Raw genomic sequence first — 24,609 nt, forward strand, 5'->3', positions numbered from 1 at the left:
GGATAATAGATTTATGTTTATGATATTTAATACAATTGAACACTCTCTCATCATTCAGGAAGCAACCTCTGCCATTGCCATGTTGGGGCCAGTAAAATGGCCGTTATTGTTGTGTTCCATGTTGGCTTTCGCATTGCTACTGGATCGCCTCATTGGTTTGCTTCGAGCGAAAACGTATTTGTCTAATCGGCAAATACACGCTGGGTTGAGAACATTTCAAGATTCAAAAGCGTCTCCAGACAGCTTGGTTTTATGGGGTAAATCAAACAGCATGACGCGTCAGTTGGCCGACCTGTTACACGCACACCGAGCGATCCCGCGTGAACATCGTGAAGATTTAGCTTCGGTCTGGATTGATAAGCATGAGCGCCGTTTGGGAACGGGGCTGAATATTCTAGCGTTGATTTCCGTAGTGAGCCCACTGCTTGGATTATTAGGCACCGTACTGGGTTTAATGGAAATGTTTAGCAAAATTGCTTCGGTGCATCAGGCCATCAACCCGTCTATGCTCGCGCATGGGCTAGGAATGGCGCTAATGACCACGATAGTCGGACTGTTTATTGCCATTCCTGCGCTGGTGGGGTTTCACACTTTAAAACTATGGCGCAACCACAAAATATCTTTCATCGTCATGTTGGCCAATCAAATCAACTTGTGTATTGATGGTATTGGCTTGTTTGCTAATACCATTTACACCAACAACACCCACACCAATACAAAGAAAAACTCTGAATCTCACCCACATGTAGAACTGGCTTACTCGTCAGCGGCAGGGGAGCGTTATGATTAAGCGCCAAGCCTCATCCGGTGGCGATGATATTTTGTCGCCAGATCTTATGCCTCTGCTCGATGTGATTTTTATTATTCTAGTGTTTTTATTGCTCACCGCTAATGCACCTTTGCAAACATTAAATATTGATATTCCAAAGGTTAAGCAAGAGCAACTATTGCAGCCCGTTGCGGCGCGCGATCCTCTTTCTTTGAGCCTAAGCCCAAATGCGCCTCACTGGCGTTTGAACGATAAAACGTTTGATTCTTGGCAAACACTGGAGCCTGCACTCCTTGCGCAGTTGCGGCAGAACCCAGATAGGCCGCTGATTATTTCCGGCGATCGCAAAGCGACATTACAGCGCTTTCTACGCCTGATCGCATTTTTGCAGTCTCACCATATTCAACACAGTAAAATAGTTTTGGAACCTGAATCCCATGAATAGTTTGAACTTTAAACGCTGGTTTGCTCTTTTGTTAACTAGCTTGTTTTTCAGCCCTGTTTGGGCCTCAACACTAACGCATCAAAATGAGAAATCGCCCGTTCGGATTGTCAGTATTGGCTCAGCTGTGACGGATTTAGTGGTTGCCTTGGGTGGCACTTCACAGCTGGTAGCGGTGGATAGTACCAGTGAGGTGCCAGATTCAGCGCAAGTGAAAACATTAGGCTATCAGCGCCAGCTTTCTGCCGAAGGGATTTTGTCGGTGAAACCCACCTTAGTTATTGGCAGCGATGAAATGGGCCCGCCAGAAGCCATTCGTTATATACGCCAAGCGCATGTACCAGTTATCACCTTGTCGTCGAAAGCGACGCTCGCTGCGCTTAAAGGCAACATTAAAAACGTTGCCCAAATGCTTGGTCACCCTAAACGAGGTCAGGCACTAATTGAAAACATTGATACTCAGATCGATGGGCTAGCCTCTATTGCTAAAACCAACCACACAACACATAACTCACACGAATCAACGTTATTTTTGTTGATTCTAGGCAGTGGAACACCTCAAGTGGCAGGCAGCGGCACCGTGGCCAATCGTTTAATTGATTTAGCGGGAGGGGACAACCCAGCGGCGTCGTTAGTGTCTGGTTATAAGCCAATGTCGCAAGAATCTTTGCTGAAAATGCAGCCCAATGTTTTGTTGGTCTCACAACGTATTCTCGATAGTTTTGGTGGCGTCAAAGGGCTGATTCAACATTACCCAATATTGGCCGCCACGCCAGCTGGCAAAGACCAGCATATCTATGGTGTCGATTATCATGCACTAATTGGCGGTTTGAGCCTAGCCACCATTAAAGAAGCTAAGCGCATAGCGCCGCTATTGGCTCCGAATAATATAAGCGGGAGCAAGGGTTAGTGAGTCTATCTATCCAGCAAGAAAGTACATTACGGCTTGCTCCTCCATTCAAGCGCTACGTGGCGGCTTGCAGTTTTGTTCTGCTTGGAGCAGCAATGGCTTCGGTGGCCATGGGACCAATTTCGGTCACCTTGGGTCAAGTGGCCGCATCACTGATGAATGTCGTTGGCTGGCACCCGCCTTCTTTTTCTGATGCTAATCGTTATCATGATCTCAATAGCTATTATCAACTCAATAGTTATTTGAATGTGGTCATTCAACAGATTCGTTTACCAAGAACCTTATTATGCATTTCCGTTGGGGGTATTTTGGCTATTTGCGGTGCGGCGATGCAAGGGCTGTTTCGTAACCCGTTAGCCGACCCAAGTATCTTGGGAGTGTCTAGCGGCGCATCAGTCGGGGCTGCTTTATCTATTGTGGCAGCGGGCGCGATCAGTCAGTATTGGAGCTTTTTGCCTGCGCAAGTGCTGTCGTTTTGGCTGACGCCTGCGATGGCGTTTGTTGGCGCTTTGGTCGCGACAATACTGGTATATCGATTAGGCACAGTGTTAGGGCGAACCTCGGTCAACTTAATGCTACTTGGGGGCATTGCGGTGGGCTCGATCGCGGGGGCAGTCATTGGTCTTTTGTCTTATATAGCCGACGATCAGCAACTTCGCGCGCTCAGCTTTTGGCAGATGGGCTCGCTGGAAGGGGCGTCTTGGCCACAAATCGCATTGTGCTGGGCAACCTTGGTGGGGCTGGTGGTGTATTTTCAGCGACAAGCGAATGCGTTGAACGCTTTGCTACTCGGAGAAGCTGAAGCGGGGCATTTAGGCGTGAATGTCCATAGATTAAAACTCGAACTTATTGCTTTTACGGCGTTCGGCGTGAGTGTGGCCGTGTCGGTATCGGGTATTATTGGCTTTGTTGGTTTGGTTGTTCCGCATCTTATTCGATTGGTACTTGGGCCAAGTCATCGTCATTTGCTCCTTCTTAGCGCGCTGTTAGGGGCAATATTGCTACTTTTCGCCGATATTATATCAAGAACTGCGGTTACACCTGCTCAGTTGCCTGTCGGGATCGTGACGGCTGCGATTGGTGCACCGTTCTTTATCTTCCTTCTTTTGCAGCAACGTCGTCGATTTGGAGGTTAATGGTGCTTAACTGTCATAAAGTAAGAGTTGACTATCAACAAAGTTCATCAAGAAAAAAGTGGACTATCCAACGTCGTGAGCAGGTTGGAGATGAGTCGTTATCTTTGAATATCGAGTCCTTTTCCGTACAAATTGGTACTCATACTGCGATTTTAGGCGCTAATGGCGCAGGGAAAAGTACATTACTCAAAGCAGTGTCTGGCGATGTCAGCTACGATGGTGAGCTCAATATTTTAGGAGAAGAAAGACGCTCGTGGCAATCCCACCACTTGGCACGTTATGTGGCCGTATTGCCGCAAAACACTCAATTATCATTTTCATTCACGGTGAGAGAGGTGGTGGGGTTAGGGCTATATAAGTCAGCGTTGAACCTTCGTCAGCAACATGAGGTGATGAAGGCGATCATGCAGCAAGTCGACGTGGAAAACCTTGCCGAACGCAGTTTTCCGACGTTATCAGGGGGGCAGCAGCAACGAGTTCTGTTCGCCAAGGCGCTGTGTCAAATTGCCTCGATTGATCAAGGAGCTCAGCAATATAGCCAAAAACTGTTATTGCTCGACGAGCCTATTGCGGCGCTAGATGTGTTCCATCAACATCAGTTATTACAATCGGTCGCTGAGATCACCCAGCGTTCTGGAACGGTGATCAGTGTGCTGCACGATTTAAACCTCGCCGCACGCTACTGTGACCGATTGGTCTTGATGCATCAAGGACAAATCATCGCTGACGGCACCCCAGAAATGGTATTAACCGAAGACAATATTAGCTGTGCCTATGGCTACAAAAGCTCAGTGATTCGCCACCCCGAGCAAGGCTACTTAATGGTGAGTTGAGCGAAAAAGGGAAGGCAGGTGCCTTCCATTCTTGTTTTTTAATAGCTCTAATTTGATGAAGCTATCCTTTAGATTCAATCATCCAGCTAAGCTTGTAGAGTGAGTCATCCAGCTAAGGTTGTGGGCTCTGGTGCCACTCGAATCTCTGGTTTTTTCTCAATCCATTCGATTAACCATTCTTTGCGTCGCTGAGCGTTTGCTTCTCCTAGCATCTTTTCACGCCAATAGTTGGCGGCGTTGGCATCAGCGCGAGAAGCGTCGCTTTCGATTTCAACCCAAGGTACCCCTTCGGTGAAACTGCTACACTCGGGTAAAATGACTTCAAAGCTATCAGGCTTGATTACGCTGCACTGGGCCGCGCTTGGCTCTAATCCTTCTTGATACAAGCCGTGAATCGCGATGGTGCTTTGGTCAATTTTACCTTCTTCCTTATCTAGAATTGGCCCGAATGGTCTTAAACCTTCGACCTTCTTACCCGTTGGCGACACATAGTTGAGCTCAAATTTCACAAAGTGTAATTGAGCTTTTCCTGAATAGCCTTGTAGATACTGTTCAGGTTTGTCATTAATCTGCGAGTTGACATCAGCTAAGAATGAATCCCAGCGAGTAGCGATATCTGTTGCACGTTTGATCTCCACATCGCTATAACGCATATGAGGAGATCCATCTTGGCTGGTGGTAACTAGCTCTCCGTACTCAACGTCGCCCGCATATACAAGCTCCCCAAAATAATTTGGACCTTGGTTGTGATCTTGGAATAACCAAGATAAGCCCTTTTCAACGTTTAGTGCTAGCTTCATTTTTATGGTGCTAGCGTCTAAGCCCATGCTGTTATAAGTTGCTTGGTTCGTTCCGTTTGAAACAATGGCGACGACGAGCGACATTGGTTCATCATAAGCCCAACTAAAATCGGACAAGTAGGTTTTAGAAGAGGCGTTAAGCCAATGACATTTCCCGTTTATCTCCAGAGCACAAAGGGCGCCAGTTTGATGATTCAAATATTGAGGGACTCCTGATGTTTTTTGCGCATTTTCACTTACCACAAAATCGTGTACAAGCAGGTCGGCTTCGTTGAGCACTACGCTTTGGTTGAATAAACCGTCATAGACCACGAATGGATCTCCGCTCGTCACCATCTTACCATCGCGGTCGAGTTTACATTGCTCACCCCATGTATTGCCCGAATCGACACCATAGGTCAGACTTGAAATATTTGTCCACGCTTCACGCGTGTACTCTAAATCAAGTTTGTGGTCATCTAGAGCAAAATAGTAAGGTGTAGAACGAGCTGCTCCACTGGATTTCCATCGGTCAAATAAAGCATCTGTAAACCAAGGGTATAATGGTTTTAGGCCTGAAATTTGGTAGTCTCCAAACCAATAAGTCGGCTCAAATTCAACGGCTTTTAAGCTATCTTGGCCGTAGAAATATTCCTCGAGTTCATCTCCCTTTTTGTAGGTAAGCTCTTTTAACTCACGTGATGCAAGGAACACTTCAAAGCTTGGTCCTCCCCACTTTAATAGCTGATCAAGGCCATAAGATAAGACGGCCTTAAAGACCTTTTTCGTATCTTCACTGGCCTCTTTCGTTAGCACCACCTGCATTTTTACCCGTGTAAACGGGCCAATACGTTGCTGGGTGTCTAAGTTATTGTTGTATGAAAACGGCTGCCACGATGTCTCGTCATTTCTATCTGTCATGATAAGTAAGCGACTAAAACCGATATCATCCGCATTTAACTCCTGCATTGAGTTGTCAAAAGTTAATGAAAAGTCGTTTAGCCCAGTAGAAGAATCTGAATACAAGCAGGTCTGCACAGGGAAGCCAATATTGAAAGTGCCATGAACGCTCCAATTATTATTCGTGATCCCGCCTGCTATCAAAGGAAGATCAGGGTTAATTCGGAGCCATTGAGTTTTGTCTAACCAATCCTGAGCAAAGGTATTACTACTATTTAACGGTGCTTCCCAATTGTCGTTGAGTACATACATTTTTATGTAGGTTGGAACGCAATACTCTTGTAATTTACGTTCTCTTTCGTCAGGTGTGCGAGCGTGGAATGTGATGTATGCCATCAATTCCACTAATCCATTGAGTGCTAGAGCTCTTAGCAAAAAACGCTTTTCGAGTTCTTTCGCGGTCACTGATTTTTTGAGGTGAGTCTCGATCTGTTTAGCGGTGGAAAAACGCGCTTCAATATGCACCTGTATGTCTTTATATGCTCTAAGTAACTCGAAATGTGCTTTAGAGAGGTTTTCAAATTTAGCGCCTTGCGCCCAGTGCCTCTTGAATTCACTGTAATCTGTGCTCTGTATTATATGGAAGATAAAAGATACGGCACTGTCAGCTAAAACTGATGATGATTTCGCCACTAACAGTAAAGAGGCAACTGGAGCAAATACGGTTGCGCTAGTAGCAACGATCCCTAAAACTAAATTGTAAACGCTGTCTCGTAATTCCGCTTCTTGCTGGTTTAAGCCAAGAAGCCACCCTTGAACAATTTGCCGGCCTTTCTCCATCTCTAGCATCCCAGTGCGGCTAGGCGGAAGAGTTATGTCATAGTTGGGGATGATGACTCGCACTTCTACGCGGCGGTCGATAGCTAATGGAGAGTCGTCTGGGGTTTGCTGCATATTAACCGTAACATCATCTGAGGTTATCGGCTGGCTATTACCATATGAAAACGTAAATATGCGTTTGTCTAAATCAGCCTGTACATCAGCAGGGTTAGAATCTGCGTGTACAATGGCGTTTTTAATATGTTCGGCGCGCTGTGACGCGACTTGGTTATTTGCTTTTTGGCTTCCAATACGACCTGCATGCCCGTCTATCCGTAGTTTGTAATCTGGGTGGCTTTTTAGTAGTGCACTTAGGTGTTCACAGGCAGCTTCTATATCACTGTGCAATTCATCGTCTTGGTTAGGGATTTCATCGTTGTTGAAACGAAAATACAAGCGAATAACGATACCCGACTTCTCTTGCACAATATGGGCCCCAGAGAATTGCTCGCTAGCATCGTTTAGGCCGAGGCTTTGATGTGCTTCGACAACAGAAGCCGCCCAATGGTGGTAGGCGCTAACGATAGTTTGCTTAGCAAGATAATCTTGTGCCAGCCGATGAAACTCTTGGCGGGCTTGATCACACTGTGCTTCCATTCCATGTATCTTTTCAAGCTTCTCATAAATGTCGTAGGCAGTGAAGCCATTGGTTACGCCGGGTAGCGCTTTAGCCAAGTCTTTTTTTAACTGACCTTTGACCCAAGTTTTGGACAGCTTAGCGAATGTTTTTGTCAGCCCTTGTTCTTGATACAGTGCTTTATAGTCTGTAATCATTCCTTTAAGTGCATCGGTATTGACCACGGAAGCCTGAATTAATTGCTTTCCAGTCGTTTTTAGAAAAGCGCCTTCTTCAGGAACGACGACAGCCGCTTGCGCTTTTTTTAATTTATCATAACTGGTTTGGAACGCGTCGAAAGCAAGCAAAGCGGTCGCGCCTGCGGTGATCTGTGGCGGCAAGTGGTCGTCTTTAATCATTGCCCAGATCCCTTTGGCAATACCACGGCCAACACTGGCTTGAAAAGGATTCACCCCCTTGGCGTAGCCTTGAGCCAATGACGTAGAGTAATTTCGCACAGCAGAAAATAAGCTATACGTTTTTATTCCAGTGCCATTGAGGGCAGCCTCCGAAGTATCGGAAGCACCGGCGCTCATAAATTGATCGTAGCTTGGCAAAGACTCAGGGAACTGATAGATCAGACATTCTTCTAAAGAAATTAAATCCCCACAAACACAAGCGAGTTGGCCAAAGCCGCTGAGCGATTTGAAAGTGACCTTTTCGTAGAGTTCGTAGGTGTAGACATCTTGAACGTGGTCTGAGCCCGGCCTGACTTGGGACTTTTCTAACTTTAGCCGCCCTGTTTTAATTGATTCAGGAAAGTGACCATTAAGCTCAGTATTTTCTTTCAAGTAGTCGGTTTTCCAAAATTTAATTCTCAATAAGTAGTAACCATCCTCAATTGCAATGTTTTTCCCATTGTGATCAATATACGAGGGAAGGACGAACATCGCACTTGGGTTGATACCCTTCTCGCTTTTTCTATCGGTATCACTCTCTAGGTAGGGTTTAGTCACTTCACTCACCGCGAGAACAATTTCTTTTTCATTGGCGCTAGCATCAAGAGAACTGACGGGCTTGACCAATGATACTTCGGCGCCGATATAGAGATCGCTACTAAAGACCACTCCTAATGCTTGTACCGCGGGAATCACAATGCCGTAGATGATTCCGGGCTCAGGCAGATGCTTGCTTTCCGCGTGCCTCGCAGCGAGCCAATCGTTATAGCTTTGCTGCTCGTCAGTGAGCTGTTCACCCGTGGTGGCGGCAAACGCGGGGGCTAATTGGCTCAGTTTTACCTTGCTCACCGTAAAAGTGTGTAAGCTATTTTTTGGCACGCCAATATAGAGCTGTTTGATGATGTCAGCCAATTTGTCTACGCCACTTTGGCGATCAGCAAGTTGGCCAATTAACTTGGTGGTTGGCATGATAAGCGGAAATTTCTGGCCCACTTCCAATGTGTGCACCGGACTATGATGGCGCAAGATAGTCCCTTCCGTGTCGTCGGCAGGTCTGGCACCTTCTTGATCCGGTTGAATGGGATCGGGCATATCGTGATACGACAGGTTACAGATCAGCGCATCTTCATTACTGCCCCATAGCCTAGGTGGGTTATCGGCACTGCCTGCGTCTCCCATCACCATAATTGGGGTAAAGGGGATAGGACGAACATTGCTGAGCTCAGACACTGAGGTTAAATCGGCTTGTTCGTTCCAGTTTGAATAGCTCCCATCGATTTCTCCAGGCTGTACTGTATTAATAAAATAAGCGCCGAGCAAATATACACGAGATTGAAATACCGTTAAGTTAGGCATCAGTTGTCTTCCTTAAACCACAAACCGTTATTGGCTAGCCCGTTATAAAGAGATCCACGGCCATCCAGTTCGCCAGTATATAGGGCGTACCATGACCAAACTTTATCTTTTCTTCGGTCAACAACAACGATATTAGCCATGCGATTGAGTGCACTGTATCGAGCATCTTTACCGAGAATTTGGGCAGGGGTGTAATTGTTTGTTAATCTATGGAATGTTTTGTTTTTAATATCAAATAGCCAGCCAAAATAATTATTTGAGCCCCAAGCGTATCTTCCCGAAGGGTCTATGGAACGAGTTGTCATTTCCGCTTTTTTCATCGGAAGCTTTAAGTTATTAGCCATAGAAAAGAAAAGCTTATCTGTATCTTGTTTGTATACACCGACTCCAAATGGAAATAACCCGATTAACTTTCCGTCACGTATCACGCTTGAGGTAGTGAAGTGCATCTTGGTTAGCGTGATTTCCCCCGTTTCTGAATCCCAACGACCTCGCTCGTTTTTAAATTGGTCGGTATAAAAATACAGATAGCGGCTATCTTGCGACCACACCATATCAGAGCGGCCGTAGTCAGAGACTTTATAAAGCTCCCCCGTTTTTAGGTCGACGACCGATTTCCAGCCAGCATTAACCGACCAAGCGACATAACGATTATTCGGTGAACGGGTGAGGGCTTTAACGTTACCGCCTTTAATTTTATCGGTGACTAAGCGAAGATCGGTTCCGTCCGTTTTCATACTCCAAACTTTCAAATGTCCTTCATAGTCGTTGTAGCCTTTATCCCCTTTGGCAAGGTTGGCCCACACAAACTCAAAGCGCGGTAAATCATATTCACTTGGGTCGTTGATGTCTTCTTTCGGCCACTCTTTTGCGCGGCTGATATGGTATTGAGGGAACTTCTGATAAATCGGAGTCAGTTTCTTATGGCCGAATTCAGCTTTATCACTCATCTCATAAGTAATGTAATTATGCTTACCCACATAGGTGCGATCAGGATGGAGCTGCGCCAAGGTGTAGTGGGGTTTTTCCGCGTTATCGCTTTCTTTGTTGTGCGCCGATTGGCTATCGTTGCAGCCAAATAAGCTTAGCCCGGCTAGGGCAATAATCAGTGCTTTGTTCATTGGTTTTCGCTTAGTAAATCTTGTAGGGAAACGTTCAGGCGTAGCGGCACCAGTTGTTGGTGGCCTTTGCCGAGTGAGGCGGTCGCGCCGCGCAGAATGTCTACTGTGGTGACTTCTTTAGGCCAGCTATGGAACTTAAATTCAAGTAAACCATCCTCATTAGGGGAGGCTTGGCGGAAATAACAAATCTGCGACCAGTTTTGCTCTTCATTGCGCAGCATAAAGAAATCGTTGGATTGGTCGGTGGCCTGACACACAAGGTAGCTTAGGGTGAGTGTTTGGCTCGCGGGCGGAGTGTGCACCGCAGCAATCCCGGTGTCGACTCGCGTATTAATATTGGCCGATGCGGGTAGGCCAGATTCCACCATTGGGATGTTAAAGACTGTGTCGCCGCTAAAACTTTGTTGCTGACTGTATGTCGACAAATCGCTCAGGGGCACGGCCACTTTTGTGTGGTTACCTTCCAGCCAAGAGAGCTTGTTTTCATCCAGCATTTCTTCTGAATAATATAAATAACAAGTGTCTTGTACTTCCCCCTTCACTTTATAGGGGATCAAAATATGCGGATTCGATAGCCCCTGCACAATGCGCTTTTCTGTCGTTTTCACCTTCGCAGGGCTCGCTTCGGTGGCAATCGTTAAAGGCTCGTGATCAATATCCGGAAAGCAAATGCCCACTTCTGGTTCTGTGAAACCAAATACGCGGTCGTGTGCGTTAAGATCGAGTTGGCCGCTAAACACCTGCTGACCATTTTGTAGCAACTGATAGCCTTCAAACGAGAGGTTAGTCTCGGGCAGCAGTGCCATGCCATTGATGTTCACATGACGAGTCTGAGCAGGTTTTTGTCTTTGATAGTGAATATCGATATCGGAGAAGAAGCTTCTGTGGTCAACGCTGAGTTCTCGCCAAATCTTGCCCTGCCACATCACATAGACATAACCTTCGGTATAAGCTTGGTGCGCATCGCCTCTCGGACGCAGCGGAATCACAGGCACCAATACCGTATCCCATTCATCTTTCACAACACTTTTCGCCACGGGTAGGATACCTTCGGCAATTTTCAGTGTGACGGGGCGAGGATTATCAGTACGCGGAATACGAATATACAAATTCTTTGGTTCAGTGGTGAGCTCACTAAAGGTGACGAGGCTGCGATGTTTATTTTCAGCATCGTGCTTTTCGCTTGCGATGCGTTCTTGCTGGCTATCTGTTTTTGCGAGCAAAAAGTTGGTGGCCGTTCTATTCGATTGCCCCGCAATTTCCACCACAATTTTGTGGTCGGGCATCGGCTCCACTGGCACTTTAGGCGCAGTGCGAACTAAGGGAACATCTTCTTGTATCGGTGTATAACCTGCAGGGATTACCTTAGGGATATCATCCCAATCAAAATCCATAGAAAAAACGTCCATCTCAAGAAAAATAGCGCCTATTTTAACGGACTAAAAAGCCCTAGCGAATAGGCAAAGTGAGCGTTTCACTAGGCAAAACGTCGGTATTCGTACTTAACGAAGGGTGTTGATACTAACTATTCAGAATGCCGATATGTTGCCTTGCATATCATTCTAATTTTGTACTACTGAGACGTTATCCTATTGAGTCGTCATGGTGGTGTTATTAAGGTTGCAACATATAAAGTGGAACCCTGTTAGCAAAAGTTTATTAGGCAATATGATATTGATTAAGCCCTATTTATCACAAGGAGTTCGAATCATGTCAGCAGATCAGATAGTCACCGAGAAATTTGATGGTTTAGCGACAGACTACGACAAGTATCGGCCGCGTTATCCGCGGGTGTTAGTTGAACAGTTGGCGAGTAGTTTCGCTTCTGGGGAGGGGCTAAATATTATAGATTTGGGGGCAGGGACGGGGATTGCGTTAGAGCAGTTAATGGAAGTGATGGGGCCAGAACACAGTTACTATGCGGTGGATGTGTCTAACGATATGCTGAGCAAAGGGCGTGAAAAGTTCCCGAATGTAGAATGGCGGCTCGGAAAAGCGGAGGAGGCGCTTTGTGATTTACCCGAAATGGATTTGGTGCTGGCTGCTCAATCGTTTCAGTGGATGGATAGGTCGAATTTATTAGCAGCATTGCGCGAGCGCCTTAACCCAAATGGTGTGTTCGGCGTGATGCAAAATAACCGAGACTTTGAACGAAGTGCCTTTCTTAATGATTATGAGACGCTACTTGAAGCAATGAGCCCAAGGTATTCTCGCCATTACCGTTCATTTGATTTTCAGCAGGAAATTGCGACAGGCTTTTCTGTTCCGCGTGACGAAGTGACTAAGCTGAACAAGGGGTGGGTTATGACGGTGCCGTCTAGTGCTTTTATTGGTATGAGCCGATCGTCAACTCAAGCGCAGCGTGCAATAGTGGCTCACGGACAAGCGTTTATCGACAAACTGACCGCGTTGCTCTCAGAATACGAATATGATGGACAGATAGATATCGCCTACCAAACCGAGCTCTTTTATCACCGACAAATCCTCTGACCGACTTTTCCCCAAGTATATCAAGCTAACTTGGGGTTAATTCTCTGGCAAAAGATGACAATTTATAAAATTCAGGTAAAGTAGCGGCCTTTGTTTCAATAACCAATGAGACGATGGTTACTGAATAGTCATTCGTCGTATGAGTAATAGGTAAGATAAAATGATTCTAGTGGTTGGTCATAAGAACCCTGACAGCGATAGTATTTGTAGTGCATTGGTAGCGACTGAGCTACTGAAAGCGCGTGGCTTAGAGGCTAAGCCTGTTCGTCAAGGTGAAATCAATCGTGAAACTCAACACATCCTTGAAACGGCTGGTGTTGACCAACCTGAGCTTCGCACGAGCGTAGCGGGCGAGAAAATCTGGTTGGTGGACTACACCGATCTAGCTCAAGCACCAGACGACGTTGCTGATGCTGAAATTCTAGGTATTGTTGATCACCACCGTCTTGGTGACGTGATGACAGTGAACCCGCTGGAAGCATGGATTTGGCCTGTTGGTTGTACTTGTACCATTCTATTCAACCTGTTCAAGATGGAACAAACAACTATCACTAAGCCGCTAGCGACTTTGATGATGTCGGCTATTTTGTCTGACACGGTTGGTTTTGCTTCTCCAACGTGCACTGAAAAAGATAAAGCCGCGGTTCTTGAGCTTGCTGAAATTGCAGGTGTTGAAGATCTAGACGCATTTATTAAAGCACTTTTGATTGCTAAAACAGACATCACAGGTCTAACTGCTGCTCAGTTGGTTGAAAAAGATCTGAAAGCATACCCATTCAACGGTCGTGATGTGGTTGTAGGCCAAGTGGAACTTGCTACTTTAGCTCAAGTTGATGGCATGATTGACGAGCTTAAAGCGGATTTGACGCGTCGCTGTGAAGAAGATGCGTTGGCATTTGCTGCAGTAATGCTGACAGATATCACAACAGCGCAAACACACCTAATCTATGAAGGTGAGTGGGCTGAGAAGCTAATTAAGCATGAAAAAGACGGCGTGTTGATGATGGAAAACACTCTAAGCCGTAAAAAGCAGGGTTGGCCTTGGTTGCAAGGCGAGTTGGTTTAAAACCGACTGCTAATTTATGCTGCGCTAGATACTTTATGCTGCGATAGATACCGCCAAGCAATCTTAGGTTGCTTGGCGGTATTATTTTTGTATCGGTAAAGTTTTTATCAGTAAGTCGTTACTTCGAATAACTGCTTATCTGTTTCAACACTCTTCTGGTCGCTTTGAATTGGCCACTGAATCTTTTTAGACCATCTTCTCTCATTTTCTGAGACATCTCATCTAGGTAGTGTTGCAGATTTTGTTCGCTATCAACATAGTAAGAAGCAGTAATGCAAGTCACTTCCTTGTTACTGGTTTCGCTGTTCTCATAAAGCTCTGCCTTCTCGAACCCTTTAAACATCAACATTTCTTTGATGTGGGGTGTCAGCCATTCCATATAGCTATCGAAAATATCTGTATGTATTTCTAGATTCACTTCGTAAAGGATCATGATTTGATTATTCCTTGCAGGCAGATTCAGTCTGGTGGATTTTTGATGCGCGTGCGCAGCATCCTATTGTGCAATAGGATGCGAGAAGTTGAGAGCTGGAAGGTGGATATTTTTGAAGCTAATCAAGCTATTGGCATAGCTTTACGCTCGGCTGCTTTTTTTGCCAAAGCAATTCTTTTGGTCGAAGTGGCTTTCTAACATGCGTTGGGTAATGGTGTGCTGAGGTGAGGCAAAGACTTGCTGAGTATTCCCTGCTTCTACCACTTCGCCTTCATGCATCACCATCACTTTGTCTGTAATATGTTTGATGATGCCGATATGCTGCGATACGTAGATAAACGCCACCCCCATTTCGTCTTGAAGTTCCAGAAATAAATTGATGATCTGAGATCGCATTGCCATATCCAAGCCATTGAGCGCTTCGTCGGCAATGATGATACAAGGTTGCAAGATCAATGCTCTTGCCAAACACACCCTTTGTTTTTGTCCAGCGGCAAGCATCTGCGGATAAAAGTAGGCGTGTTCAGGCAGCAAGCCTACTCTGAGTAAGGTCTCTTTTACTCGCTTCATGCGCGCTTCTGCGGTCATATTGGTATTTCTTTTCAATGGACCTTCAAGAATACGGCCAATTTGAATACGCGGGTTAAGTGAGGTGTTCGGGTCTTGAAAAATCATCCGAATAAGTTTGCAGCGCGTAGAGTAATCTTTGTGTGCAAGCTGCTCACCGTTGACCAGCATATTGCCTGAAGTCGGCTCGACCATTCCTGCGAGCATGCGCGCGAGTGTTGACTTACCCGAACCGTTCTTGCCAATAAAGCCTATGGTTTGTCCTGCTTCTAAGCTGAAGCTTACGGGTTTTACCGCGTGTTGGATACTCTTTCGAAATAAGCCTGAACGAGTATAAAAGGCTTTTGATAAGTCATTGACTTCTAACAGCGCGGTCATGACTTTTTCTCCATATTAAGCGGAAAGTGGCATGCAAACTTATGATTTTTAACTTGCTTTACTAGTGGTGTTTCAACGCATTGCTTTTGTGCGTGAGGGCAGCGAGGTCCCAGTCTGCAACCAATCGGCAGGTGCTTGAGAGGGGGGATTGTCCCCGGCAAAGAAGGTAGCTTCTGTTTGTGCAGTACGTTCTGATTGAAGTTTGGCATTGCCGTTAGCAAAGCTTCGGTGTAAGGGTGTTTGGGCGCTGCTAATATTTTTTTTGTATCGGCAGACTCTACAGCTTGGCCACAATACATCACGGTTATTCGTGTCGCCCACTGAGTAATCGTGGCCAGATCGTGGCCGATTAGTAGAATAGAGGTGTTATTGATCTGGTTCATGCGGCTCAGCAAGCGCAGAATTTGCGATTGTGTGATGGGGTCGAGATCATTGGTCGGCTCATCGGCGATCAGTAGCTTTGGTTTCGTAGAAATAGCCATCGCGATCATTACTTTCTGACATTCGCCGTCAGTGAGTTCATAAGGGTAACTTTTCATCACTCTATCGTGATCTTTAATCCCAATTTTGTGCAGTAGTACGATGGCGTGTTCTCGACGCCATTTCAACCGACGCCAAAAGTTTCCGGTTGCATAGCGTGATGGGATAGCTTCAATTAGCTGTTTACCGACTTCCTCGGAAGGGTCTAAACAGCTGGAAGGTTCTTGGAAAATCATTGCGATGTCACGAGAAATCACTCGGCGACGTTCACCTTTGGTGAGCTGAAGAAGATCCACATCGCCCAAGCGCATTCTATCTGCGGTGATATTCCAGTTGGGTTTGTCTACGCCAACCAACGCTTTGGCGACCAGACTTTTGCCTGAGCCTGATTCACCTACAAGTCCACGAATTTCGCCTTCACTCATGGCAAAGCTCATGCGATCAACGGCTCTAACCATACCCTGTGGGGTTTCAATTTCAATGGTTAAGTTTCTTACGTCTAACAGCGCCATTATTCGATACCTGCATTCAGTGAAGTACGTACGCCTTCACCCACTAAATTGACCACAACGACCACAAACATAATCGCCAAACCGGGTAGCACGACGGTCCAAGGTGCAGAATAAATGAGTTCCACAGAATCGCCAATAATCGCCCCCCATTCAGTGCTAGGTGGTTGGGCACCGAGCCCGAGAAAGCCGAGTGCTGAGATATCAAGAATTGCGACGGAAAGCGCCAAGGTGATCTCAGTGGCAATCACCGCGAGAATGTTGGGTAAAATGGATTGCCAAAGCAGGTAAAAATCTCTCGCGCCATCTAATCGAGCGGCCATGATGTAGTCTTTTTCGATTTCGGCATGCACTGCAATATAGACAGAGCGTATAAATCGAGGGATTAATGCAAGGCCAATCGCGACTAAGACATTGATTTCACCAAAGCCAAAAAAGGCAACAAAAATGATGGCAAGCAACATTGATGGAATAGACATCACGGTATCAAGCAGGTGGTTGAGCGTACTTGAAAGTAACCCTTTGGTCATACCTGCGAGGATTCCTATGGTGCAACCAATGATTGTCGCGATAAAAGTAATGATCAGCGCCGCGCCAAAGGTGAGCTGTGAGCCTATGATCAAGCGAGATAAAATATCTCGGCCTAGGTCATCAGTGCCTAAAAAGTAGTCGACACTGCCATTGATATCCCATGAAGGGGGGAGCAATAAAAAGCGTGACTGCTCTTGAGGAAGATGCGGAGCGAGTAAAGGCGCGGTTATTGTGACTACGATAATAAACAGCAGGCACCAAAAGCCAAACATTGCGACACTATTGTTGCGGTAACTGCGCCAAAATCGTTCGAATTGAGTTGGGATATGCTCTTCTTGATAGATCCTATTTGTTAGCATACCACTCTTTCCTTACTAACGGATTAACCAAAGCGCCGAACAAATCCGATAAGATGTTGGCCGCTAAAACGAAAGTGCCGACGACGATCACGCCTGCTTGAATTTCAACATAATCTTGGTTAGAAAGCGCTTCAAGTAGCCAGCGGCCAATCCCAGGCCAGTTAAAGATGGATTCAGCAATAATTGCTAACGTCAGCATGCTAGATAGCTGTACGCCAAGTTTTGGTACGATCGGTGGAATGGCGTTTCTTAGCACATGCTGGAACACAATTCTTGATACTGCGAGACCGCGAATGCGAGCGGCACGAATGTAATTGGTGGCCATAACTTCAGTGACGTTGTTTCTCATCAATTGAATGACTTGTGTGGTTGGGGTGAGGGCTAGCACTGAGCACGGCAAAAACAAATGCTCTAAAACACTTTTGAATGCTTCCCCTCGGTATTGGTCATTGACGAATAGGGAGTCAATCAGCGCAATTCCCGTAACGTGATGCACTTGATAGAGCAGATCGTAGCGGCCAGAGACTGGGAACATCTGGAAGTGGAGTGAAAATACCATGATCAATAGCAGGGCAACCCAAAAAATCGGGGCCGAGTAACCAGAAACTGAGATAAAGGAGATCACTGTGTCGATCCATTTTCCTTGTTTCATGCCCGCGATGGTTCCAACTGGGATACCAATGAGGATTGCCATAAGAAAAGCAATGGTACAAAGCTCCAAAGTGGCAGGGAAGACGACCGCAAGCTCTTTTATAATAGGCACACCAGCTTTACTGACCCCAAAATTTAGCTGCAGCAAGTCTTGCAAGTAAAGGTACCAACCATGCCAGAAACCCACATTTAGCCATGGTGAATCGGGGGCGAGTCGTAACAAGCTAAAGCCAACTAATGTGAGGATCAGTAGGGTGATGATAAAAAGATTAAGACGCCGAAGCGAATACCAAAGCATTTATCTAATTCTCTCAACTAAATCAAAAGGTTGTGTATTGAATGGGCTGATTCTAAAGCCAGACAAAGAGTCGTCATGGGCTTGGAAATGCATGCCATGAGCAAGGGGAATAACAGGAAACTCGGTGTTCAAGATATTCATGGCTTGTCGGTATAAATTCAGCCTGTATCGCGGGTTATTTGCTTCGAGCGCCAGATCAAGCAGGGAATCAAAATCTCGATCGCACCAACTTGATACATTTAAGCCAACACGCTTGGAATTACAAGATAGAAGCGGACGCAAAAAGCTGTCAGGGTCGCCAGTATGAGCGCTCCAGCCAGTTAAGGCTAAATCGACATTAACAGTGCGAGTGCTGTCCTGACTGTCAAATCGATCTTCGGTTACAATGTCCAAATCTACACCTATATCGGCCAAGTTTGCCTGAATGAGCTCAGCAGTTTTCGTTGGGCTAGGGTTATACGCTCTAGGCTCCCGAGGAACGGCCATCGTTAACTCTAATCCTTTGCTATAGCCAGCTTCGCGCAGCAGGGCAATCGCATAGTTCCGGTCGTAACGAACTTGGCTCTGATCTTTTCTGTAAGCCCAAGAACTTGGCGGTAATATAGAGTAGGCTAGGCTGCCCGTGCCGTAGTATACAGAATCAAGAATATTTTGTCTGTTTATTGCGAAGCTGAGCGCTTTTCGCACTCTCGCGTCGTCGAGGGCGGGGTGGGTGGTATTCACGGCCACAAAAGAAATATTCATAGCGGGTTTAACCATCAGCTCCAAAAAATCATGCTGCTTGATGATTGGGATTTGGTTGGACAGGGGAGAGTTCAGCACATCGCACTCTTTTCGCAGCAATTTTGCAAAAGTTCCGGTTCCACGGTGGGAAATGTCGAACACCACCTGCTGCATTTTCACTTCCCCTTTCCAATATCGCTTGTGTTGCATGAGGCGAATGAAATCATTGGCTTGATATTCACTTAACAAGAAAGGCCCTGTGCCAACGGGAAGGCTATCAATGTTTTGTTTTTCATCTTGGAGAGCCAATTGCGTGGCGTATTGTTTGGAGTGAATGACGGCGTAGCTAGTGGCGATGTTGGACAGAAATGAGTTATCTGCTCGGCGAAGCGTAAACTTAACCTTGTCGTTGGAGATAGCAGTCACATCGTCGACGAGATTGGCGAAGTCAATGCTGTCAAACCATGGGTAGATCCCACCGCCGACCTGATGAAAGCTATGGTTTTTGTCGATAATGCGCTGGAAACTGAACACGACGTCTTCCGCGTTGAGCGGTCGAGTGGGCGTGAACCATGATGTCTGATGAAAAGGAACACCTTGGTTGAGTGTGAATATGTATTCCGTACCCTCTTTGTTGACTTGCCAACTGCGCGCCAATTGGTTTTTAGGCTCGAAGGTGTTGGGGTCAAGGGTTAACAAGGTATCAAATAATTGTGGGCTAAGCGCTTGCGCCGTAATTCCGTTATCGACTAACTGAGGGTTAAACGTATGCGAGCCGTCTAAACCACAGTATACAAAACCCGATTGGCGCACTTCCTCATGATCGTTAGACTCACCGCAGCCTGATAATATACCTAGGCCAAATAAGCTGAACGTGAACTTTAATAATGCCTTTATCATCTGTATTAGTTGCGCTGGTTAGGTGATGTTTTATCACACTTGTCAGCACAATCGCCTCACTATCGTCTAATTGTTGGTTCCCCACGTTGCTCACTCAAGATCTTTACTCACCAGATCGTATTTTCTTATCATGCCTCGTAATTGATGATAACTGAGCCCTAGCAACTCCGCAGCCTTACGCTGGTTGAACTGGCTTTCATTTAATGCAGCGGTGAGGAGCTGTTTATCTACCTCTTGCTGCCAGTCTTTGTAATTAATGGGAAATTCCCAGCGTACTGGTTCAGTATGGTTGCTAGATTTAGGGCTGTCACTGCGCGCTCCGAGACTTTTTTGGTTATTCCAATCTGGGTCAAATGGGTTAAAAACCAGATGCTTGATTGATTGCGTGTTCTCTCCGTGTATGTAGACGGCGCGCTCGACGACATTTTTTAGCTCCCTCACATTGCCCGGCCAAGGGTAATCAAGTAGTTGCTGGCTAGCTGACTCGCTAAATCCACGGAAAAAGGGCAGTTCGAGTTCACGGCACATCTTGATTGCGTAGTGCTCAGCAAGTAGCAGAATATCTTTGGTTCGTTCGCGTAGCGGCGGTAAATGAATGACATCAAAGGCTAATCTATCTAAGAGATCGGCGCGAAAAGTGCCCGCACTGGCCATTTCGGGCAAATTGGCATTGGTTGCACAGATCAGTCGTACATCGGCTTGGCGAGCGGTATGCCCGCCGACCCGCTCATATTGGCCATATTCGATGACGCGTAAGAGCTTTTCTTGAACTCGTAAAGGTGAGGTTGCCAGTTCATCGAGAAATAGCGTTCCTTTTTCGGCTCGTTCAAAGCGGCCCGAGTGTTTTCCTTTCGCACCAGTGAACGAGCCAGACTCATGACCAAATAATTCTGAGTCGATCAGCCCTTCGCTTAAGGTCGCACAGTTCAAAGTGATAAGCGGTTGATCCCAGCGCTTGGATAGGAAGTGGAGTCGCTGAGCGATCAACTCTTTGCCCGTTCCTCGCTCGCCGATAATCAATACGGGGCGTTTAATAGGAGCAACGCGACTCACTTTATCAAGTACTGCGAGAAAGCGAGGGGATTCACCGATTAAGTCCTGTTGCATATACGCCTCCATTTGGTGGTGAAATAAGCTAAATTGTGGTTTTTTTCATCATACCATACTCGTTATTTAAATGCGTTCCAAGGTAACATGCTGAAAAATATTGTTTTTTAAAGTTGGCATGTATGTTGTAACACCAACCATGTTATTAGGTTGCAACTGAATCGGAAGATTGTGGAGGGGATATGGGTATTTTTTCTAGATTTGCGGACATCGTAAATTCAAACATTAGCGCTCTATTAGATAAGGCGGAGGATCCTGAAAAAATGATACGCCTTATCATTCAGGAAATGGAAGATACGTTAGTGGAAGTGCGTACTAACTCAGTTAGAGCGATGGCCGATAAAAAAGAGTTGGCCCGAAAATTGGCGTCTCTTGCTCAGCATCGAGATGAATGGCAAGACAAAGCGACCTTGGCGCTTAGCAAGCAGCGAGAAGATCTGGCGCGCTCTGCCATTATTGAAAAGCAAAAACTCGAACAGTTGATGCAAGAATTGGACAATGAGCACCAAGCTCTAGATGAAACCATTGACAAGCTTACGGGCGAAATCAGTAAATTGGAGAGCAAAATTACGGAAACTCGCGCTAAACAACAGTCGCTCTCTATCCGTAGCCAAACCGCCAGTAATCGACGAGATATTCAAAAGCACTTACATACCGGCAGAACGCACGAAGCGATGGCGAAGTTCGAGCAATACTCTCGAAAAATTGATGAACTAGAAGCTGAAGCTGACGTCTTAGCCAGTTCAGGGGATCGCAACTCGCTAGACAAAGAGTTTGCGGAACTGCAGGCACAAGATGAAGTGGAAAAAGAGTTGGAGAAGCTCAAACAGAAGATGGCTGGTAAAAAATAATAAATAGGGGTGGAGTATGTGGTCGATTTTTATGGCAGGTCCGTTAATTGTATTTTTGGTGTTTGTTGCACCATTATGGTTGTTTCTGCATTACCGCTCTAAACGAAAAACAGATGGTGGTTTGTCGGAGCAAGATAATTTAAAGCTCCAGCAGCTATCTCATAAAGCAGACGGTATGCAGACTCGAATAGATACGCTCGAACGTATTCTAGATACAGAGTCTCCGAATTGGAGGCGCCGCTATGAGTAGGCAGTTATATCGAGATCCAGTGAATGGCAAAATATCAGGCGTGTGCGCAGGTCTTGCTAACTACTTTTCCATTGAAGTATGGTTAGTGCGAATTTTAGTGATCTCCGCAGCGGTCTTGGGCGGCGCATTTTTGGTATTACTGGCGTACGTTGCAATGACCTTAATGCTGGATAAAGAACCGGTAGATTACGCTCAGAAGGTGAAATCTTCCCAAGACCATTCGTTAAAAAACAAGCCTTGGCAAGCAGGGCGATCTCCCAGTGAACTGATTAACACACTAGAGCGAGACTTAGACAATATGGAGAGGCAGCTGAGGAATATTGAAGCCCATGTCACTTCCGAAGCCTTCCAGTTTGAGAAAGAATTCAATAAGTTGTAGGTTTTCGTGAACGCTTGGTTTATCGCAAACCAAGCGTTCAGTTTCACCGAGAAGAAACACCAACATGTGCCTGCTTATCACCACAACCACATAATAATTACGTATTTGATGTTGGTGCCTTCACTGGGGGGAGAGTTTGATTAACGATCATGTCAATCTACGCCTGGGTAACAATCAGATAATGCCGCTAAAAAGTCGCGCGCGAGTGACTTGCGAATGAAAGGTGGTTGCATTCGCTCACATTTCTCTAAGCGGTTAATGTCGGTTGTATATTCCCCTCTATACTTGGAAGAAAAGACTGAAACCCACAATAAATACACCTCCCTGTTTAGGGGGGATTATTGCGCTAGGAGCCTGTATGTCGATCACCCCGATAGAGAAAAAACTGATTCAAGAGAGCTTTGCCAAAGTTGCACCGATTGCCGATAAAGCTGCTGAGATATTTTACGCCAAGTTATTCGAGTATGATCCTGAGTTAAGACCTTTATTTAAATCGGATCTGAAACAGCAAGGCCAGAAGTTGATGGCAACATTAGGGGTGGCCGTGCAAGGGTTGGATGACCTAGAGAAATTGGTGCCAGTACTTGAAGCACTGGCCAAACGGCATATTGAATATGGTGTGTCGGTTGACGATTATACGCCTGTTGGCAATGCTTTGATCTATACGCTGAAAGCTGGGCTAGGGGATGATTTTGACGAACGTACCCGTGACGCTTGGGTGAAAATCTACCGGACAATTGCGGAAGTAATGCGAAGCGCAGCTTACGATGACTTTGATAGTGCTAATTATACCAATACCAAAACGTACCCAAAGTAACCCGTAACGGAAGCAGAAATTATCAAAAAAGCCGAGGTTCAGTCTCGGCTTTTTTGGGGCGTAATGGACCAGGGCGTTATGGATCCGTGCGTTATAGTTACTATTCGTAAGAGAGTTAGGCCCCCAGCGCGTTGTGATAGCGTTGCAGCCCTATATCAAGATCGTTAATCAAGTCAGCCACATTCTCTAGCCCGATATGCAAACGAATTAGAGTGCCAGTGAAATTGGGGTTTGCACATGTCCGTATACGCGCAAAATCTTTTGGTTCGTTGGCCAAAATCAGGCTCTCATAGCCACCCCAAGAATATCCCATGCCAAAGTGCTGCATACCATCGAGCAGTGCTGTTGTAGCCGCAGAATTAGATGTCTTCAAAACAAACGAAAATAAACCATTGCTACCAGCGAAATCACGTTGAAACGATTCATGACCGGGGCAAGAAGGAAGTGCTGGGTGTCTAACATGATCGACTAACGGGTGACGCTCTAACCAGTTGACGACTTCGAGCGCATTGGCTTCATGCTGCTTTAGCCGAACGCTTAAAGTCCGGATGCCGCGCAGTGCGAGGTAGGCGTCATCGGCTGATACGCATTGGCCCATCAAATAGCATTGCTCACGTAGTTGATCCCAGTGCTTGTCGTTGGCAGTTGCGGTGCCGAGCATGATATCTGAGTGGCCACAAATATACTTGGTTGCGGCTTGAATCGATACATCTACGTCAAATTCAAACGGAGAGAAATTGACGCCCGCACCCCATGTGTTGTCTAACATCACGACTATGCCGTGCTGGTGAGCAATATCGCTGAGAGTTGGGAGATCTTGTACTTCCATGGTGACGGAACCGGGGGACTCAGTGAACAGGACCTTGGTGTTTGGTTGGATGAGCTCTCGGATCCCTTTTCCAATCAAAGGGTTATAATAGGTTGTTTCAACGCCCATTTTCTTCATCATCACATCGCAAAAATCACGCGTGGGCTCGTAGCAAGTATCGACCATTAGAATGTGATCGCCCGTTGAAACAAACGCCAAGATGGCGTTTGCAATCGCGGCCGCACCACTTGGAAATAGAGCACACCCAGCGCCCCCTTCGAGTTCGGTCATCGCGTCTTGTAGAGCAAAATGCGTGTTGGTGCCTCTTCGCCCATAAAATAGGGTTTTATCCGCGCGATTACGGGTGGCTTGGTTTTTTTCGGCAACAGACTCAAATAACACGGTTGATGCGCGTTGTATTGGTGGATTCACCGCGCCTTGTGTCCATTTTCGGTCTCTGCCCGCGTGAATGAGGCGGGTTTTCTTATCATGAGACATAAAGATATCCTTTCTGTGGGAGATCCGTTATTTAAAGCATATTGGGCCCTGAAAAGGCAAGCTTTATAGTGTGAAGGGGCGTTGTTGCCCAAATCGATTGAACCTTTTTCCATCCTTACGATCTGATCTTTTGAGAATGATTGTTGGGATACAAAAATGGGTAAGTCGAAAGCTAAAATCACGAACTGGAGAGCATACAACCAAGCACTCTGTCAGCGTGGCGGGGTTACTTTTTGGATTGACGATTCAGCGGTGAAAGCCTGGAAATGTATGACCCATCACGGCAAGCGAGGTCGAGGGTTTCAATACACCGACACGGCGATTGAAACCGCCCTAATGATAAAAGGTATCTTCTCTCTCCCGCTTCGTGCTCTT

The 24,609-nt window shown here is 46.2% G+C and carries 23 protein-coding genes; 12 read left to right on the forward strand and 11 right to left on the reverse strand.

What is annotated here, in order from left to right; all coding sequences use genetic code 11:
* The first annotated feature begins 13 nt into the window (after positions 1-13).
* Genes L4C34_RS02415 through L4C34_RS02435 form a run of 5 tightly spaced genes read left to right on the forward strand, consistent with a single transcriptional unit; the run spans position 14 to position 4,090 of the window.
* Entirely contained in the window at positions 14-790 is a 777-nt protein-coding gene (locus L4C34_RS02415; RefSeq protein WP_428787739.1) for a MotA/TolQ/ExbB proton channel family protein, read from the forward strand.
* Positions 783-1,214, forward strand: a complete 432-nt coding sequence (locus L4C34_RS02420; RefSeq protein ID WP_428787740.1) for an ExbD/TolR family protein — start codon at positions 783-785, stop codon at positions 1,212-1,214. The genes L4C34_RS02415 and L4C34_RS02420 overlap by 8 nt, the downstream gene beginning before the upstream one ends.
* Positions 1,207-2,121 carry a heme/hemin ABC transporter substrate-binding protein gene (locus L4C34_RS02425; protein ID WP_428787741.1) on the forward strand — a complete coding sequence of 305 codons (915 nt, stop codon included), beginning with the start codon at positions 1,207-1,209 and terminating at the stop codon, positions 2,119-2,121. Before L4C34_RS02420 ends, L4C34_RS02425 begins: the two co-directional genes overlap by 8 nt.
* The gene (locus L4C34_RS02430) at positions 2,121-3,257 is read left to right on the forward strand and encodes a FecCD family ABC transporter permease (protein WP_428787742.1); all 1,137 of its coding nucleotides are present in this window, start codon (positions 2,121-2,123) and stop codon (positions 3,255-3,257) included. Before L4C34_RS02425 ends, L4C34_RS02430 begins: the two co-directional genes overlap by 1 nt.
* On the forward strand, positions 3,257-4,090 hold the full coding sequence (locus tag L4C34_RS02435) for a heme ABC transporter ATP-binding protein (RefSeq protein WP_428787743.1): 834 nt from the start codon (positions 3,257-3,259) through the stop codon (positions 4,088-4,090). Before L4C34_RS02430 ends, L4C34_RS02435 begins: the two co-directional genes overlap by 1 nt.
* 104 nt (positions 4,091-4,194) lie before the next feature.
* On the opposite strand, the gene L4C34_RS02440 is transcribed toward L4C34_RS02435, so the two are convergent.
* Genes L4C34_RS02440 through L4C34_RS02450 form a run of 3 tightly spaced genes read right to left on the reverse strand, consistent with a single transcriptional unit; the run spans position 4,195 to position 11,533 of the window.
* The gene (locus tag L4C34_RS02440; RefSeq protein WP_428787744.1) at positions 4,195-9,018 is read right to left on the reverse strand and encodes an OmpA family protein; all 4,824 of its coding nucleotides are present in this window, start codon (positions 9,016-9,018) and stop codon (positions 4,195-4,197) included.
* Positions 9,018-10,139, reverse strand: a complete 1,122-nt coding sequence (locus L4C34_RS02445) for a TolB family protein (protein ID WP_428787745.1) — start codon at positions 10,137-10,139, stop codon at positions 9,018-9,020. Before L4C34_RS02445 ends, L4C34_RS02440 begins: the two co-directional genes overlap by 1 nt.
* Entirely contained in the window at positions 10,136-11,533 is a 1,398-nt protein-coding gene (locus L4C34_RS02450) for a hypothetical protein (RefSeq protein ID WP_428787746.1), read from the reverse strand. Before L4C34_RS02450 ends, L4C34_RS02445 begins: the two co-directional genes overlap by 4 nt.
* Positions 11,534-11,849: 316 nt before the next feature.
* On the opposite strand from L4C34_RS02450, the gene L4C34_RS02455 reads away from it, so the two are divergent.
* Both L4C34_RS02455 and L4C34_RS02460 read left to right on the forward strand, forming a co-directional pair.
* Entirely contained in the window at positions 11,850-12,629 is a 780-nt protein-coding gene (locus L4C34_RS02455; protein WP_428787747.1) for a class I SAM-dependent methyltransferase, read from the forward strand.
* 160 nt (positions 12,630-12,789) lie between these two features.
* Positions 12,790-13,695 carry a manganese-dependent inorganic pyrophosphatase gene (locus L4C34_RS02460; protein WP_428787748.1) on the forward strand — a complete coding sequence of 302 codons (906 nt, stop codon included), beginning with the start codon at positions 12,790-12,792 and terminating at the stop codon, positions 13,693-13,695.
* 118 nt (positions 13,696-13,813) lie between these two features.
* Here L4C34_RS02460 and L4C34_RS02465 read toward each other — a convergent pair whose 3' ends face one another.
* From L4C34_RS02465 to pspF, 7 genes are all read right to left on the reverse strand, one after another.
* The gene (locus tag L4C34_RS02465) at positions 13,814-14,128 is read right to left on the reverse strand and encodes a DUF4286 family protein (RefSeq protein WP_428787749.1); all 315 of its coding nucleotides are present in this window, start codon (positions 14,126-14,128) and stop codon (positions 13,814-13,816) included.
* Between the two features lie 141 nt (positions 14,129-14,269).
* A complete protein-coding gene (locus L4C34_RS02470) occupies positions 14,270-15,073 on the reverse strand; it encodes a peptide ABC transporter ATP-binding protein (protein ID WP_428787750.1) in 804 nt (267 codons plus the stop codon).
* Entirely contained in the window at positions 15,070-16,065 is a 996-nt protein-coding gene (locus tag L4C34_RS02475) for a peptide ABC transporter ATP-binding protein (protein ID WP_428787751.1), read from the reverse strand. The genes L4C34_RS02470 and L4C34_RS02475 overlap by 4 nt, the downstream gene beginning before the upstream one ends.
* On the reverse strand, positions 16,065-16,952 hold the full coding sequence (locus tag L4C34_RS02480; RefSeq protein ID WP_428787752.1) for an ABC transporter permease subunit: 888 nt from the start codon (positions 16,950-16,952) through the stop codon (positions 16,065-16,067). Before L4C34_RS02480 ends, L4C34_RS02475 begins: the two co-directional genes overlap by 1 nt.
* On the reverse strand, positions 16,939-17,901 hold the full coding sequence (locus L4C34_RS02485; protein ID WP_428787753.1) for an ABC transporter permease: 963 nt from the start codon (positions 17,899-17,901) through the stop codon (positions 16,939-16,941). The genes L4C34_RS02480 and L4C34_RS02485 overlap by 14 nt, the downstream gene beginning before the upstream one ends.
* Complete coding sequence (gene sapA / locus L4C34_RS02490; protein ID WP_428787781.1) at positions 17,902-19,521, reverse strand: ABC transporter substrate-binding protein SapA; 1,620 nt, start codon at positions 19,519-19,521, stop codon at positions 17,902-17,904. It abuts the gene before it with no gap.
* Between the two features lie 93 nt (positions 19,522-19,614).
* Positions 19,615-20,631, reverse strand: a complete 1,017-nt coding sequence (pspF, locus tag L4C34_RS02495; protein ID WP_428787754.1) for a phage shock protein operon transcriptional activator — start codon at positions 20,629-20,631, stop codon at positions 19,615-19,617.
* Between the two features lie 182 nt (positions 20,632-20,813).
* Here pspF and pspA point away from each other — a divergent pair, with 182 nt between their 5' ends.
* The 4 genes from pspA to L4C34_RS02515 all read left to right on the forward strand — a co-directional run bounded on the left by pspA (position 20,814) and on the right by L4C34_RS02515 (position 22,928).
* A complete protein-coding gene (gene pspA / locus L4C34_RS02500; protein ID WP_428787755.1) occupies positions 20,814-21,482 on the forward strand; it encodes a phage shock protein PspA in 669 nt (222 codons plus the stop codon).
* 16 nt (positions 21,483-21,498) lie between these two features.
* A complete protein-coding gene (pspB, locus tag L4C34_RS02505) occupies positions 21,499-21,732 on the forward strand; it encodes an envelope stress response membrane protein PspB (RefSeq protein ID WP_428787756.1) in 234 nt (77 codons plus the stop codon).
* A complete protein-coding gene (gene pspC / locus L4C34_RS02510) occupies positions 21,725-22,111 on the forward strand; it encodes an envelope stress response membrane protein PspC (RefSeq protein WP_428787757.1) in 387 nt (128 codons plus the stop codon). Before pspB ends, pspC begins: the two co-directional genes overlap by 8 nt.
* A gap of 358 nt (positions 22,112-22,469) precedes the next feature.
* Positions 22,470-22,928, forward strand: coding sequence for a globin family protein (locus tag L4C34_RS02515; RefSeq protein ID WP_428787758.1), 459 nt, complete (start codon positions 22,470-22,472; stop codon positions 22,926-22,928).
* A gap of 115 nt (positions 22,929-23,043) precedes the next feature.
* Here the strand turns inward: L4C34_RS02515 and L4C34_RS02520 are convergent, their stop codons facing one another.
* On the reverse strand, positions 23,044-24,234 hold the full coding sequence (locus L4C34_RS02520; RefSeq protein WP_428787759.1) for a cystathionine beta-lyase: 1,191 nt from the start codon (positions 24,232-24,234) through the stop codon (positions 23,044-23,046).
* Positions 24,235-24,390: 156 nt separating this feature from the next.
* Between L4C34_RS02520 and L4C34_RS02525 the strand changes: the two genes are divergently transcribed.
* Positions 24,391-24,609, forward strand: a 219-nt coding sequence (locus tag L4C34_RS02525; protein WP_428787760.1) for a transposase, incomplete at its 3' end; no start/stop codon positions are given.

It is taken from the genome of Vibrio profundum (assembly GCF_050337555.1).
GTDB lineage: Bacteria > Pseudomonadota > Gammaproteobacteria > Enterobacterales > Vibrionaceae > Vibrio > Vibrio profundum.

What these genes read in the sequence shown, in the direction of transcription:
- pspF (WP_428787754.1), bottom strand. Translation starts at nt 20,631, where the DNA reads ATGCAACAGGACTTAATCGGTGAATCCCCTCGCTTTCTCGCAGTACTT.
- pspC (WP_428787757.1), top strand. Translation starts at nt 21,725, where the DNA reads ATGAGTAGGCAGTTATATCGAGATCCAGTGAATGGCAAAATATCAGGC.
- L4C34_RS02415 (WP_428787739.1), top strand. Translation starts at nt 14, where the DNA reads ATGTTTATGATATTTAATACAATTGAACACTCTCTCATCATTCAGGAA.
- L4C34_RS02420 (WP_428787740.1), top strand. Translation starts at nt 783, where the DNA reads ATGATTAAGCGCCAAGCCTCATCCGGTGGCGATGATATTTTGTCGCCA.
- L4C34_RS02425 (WP_428787741.1), top strand. Translation starts at nt 1,207, where the DNA reads ATGAATAGTTTGAACTTTAAACGCTGGTTTGCTCTTTTGTTAACTAGC.
- L4C34_RS02455 (WP_428787747.1), top strand. Translation starts at nt 11,850, where the DNA reads ATGTCAGCAGATCAGATAGTCACCGAGAAATTTGATGGTTTAGCGACA.
- L4C34_RS02470 (WP_428787750.1), bottom strand. Translation starts at nt 15,073, where the DNA reads ATGACCGCGCTGTTAGAAGTCAATGACTTATCAAAAGCCTTTTATACT.
- L4C34_RS02480 (WP_428787752.1), bottom strand. Translation starts at nt 16,952, where the DNA reads ATGCTAACAAATAGGATCTATCAAGAAGAGCATATCCCAACTCAATTC.
- L4C34_RS02450 (WP_428787746.1), bottom strand. Translation starts at nt 11,533, where the DNA reads ATGGATTTTGATTGGGATGATATCCCTAAGGTAATCCCTGCAGGTTAT.
- L4C34_RS02445 (WP_428787745.1), bottom strand. Translation starts at nt 10,139, where the DNA reads ATGAACAAAGCACTGATTATTGCCCTAGCCGGGCTAAGCTTATTTGGC.
- L4C34_RS02440 (WP_428787744.1), bottom strand. Translation starts at nt 9,018, where the DNA reads ATGCCTAACTTAACGGTATTTCAATCTCGTGTATATTTGCTCGGCGCT.
- L4C34_RS02475 (WP_428787751.1), bottom strand. Translation starts at nt 16,065, where the DNA reads ATGGCGCTGTTAGACGTAAGAAACTTAACCATTGAAATTGAAACCCCA.
- L4C34_RS02485 (WP_428787753.1), bottom strand. Translation starts at nt 17,901, where the DNA reads ATGCTTTGGTATTCGCTTCGGCGTCTTAATCTTTTTATCATCACCCTA.
- L4C34_RS02435 (WP_428787743.1), top strand. Translation starts at nt 3,257, where the DNA reads ATGGTGCTTAACTGTCATAAAGTAAGAGTTGACTATCAACAAAGTTCA.
- pspB (WP_428787756.1), top strand. Translation starts at nt 21,499, where the DNA reads ATGTGGTCGATTTTTATGGCAGGTCCGTTAATTGTATTTTTGGTGTTT.
- L4C34_RS02460 (WP_428787748.1), top strand. Translation starts at nt 12,790, where the DNA reads ATGATTCTAGTGGTTGGTCATAAGAACCCTGACAGCGATAGTATTTGT.
- L4C34_RS02465 (WP_428787749.1), bottom strand. Translation starts at nt 14,128, where the DNA reads ATGATCCTTTACGAAGTGAATCTAGAAATACATACAGATATTTTCGAT.
- L4C34_RS02520 (WP_428787759.1), bottom strand. Translation starts at nt 24,234, where the DNA reads ATGTCTCATGATAAGAAAACCCGCCTCATTCACGCGGGCAGAGACCGA.
- L4C34_RS02515 (WP_428787758.1), top strand. Translation starts at nt 22,470, where the DNA reads ATGTCGATCACCCCGATAGAGAAAAAACTGATTCAAGAGAGCTTTGCC.
- pspA (WP_428787755.1), top strand. Translation starts at nt 20,814, where the DNA reads ATGGGTATTTTTTCTAGATTTGCGGACATCGTAAATTCAAACATTAGC.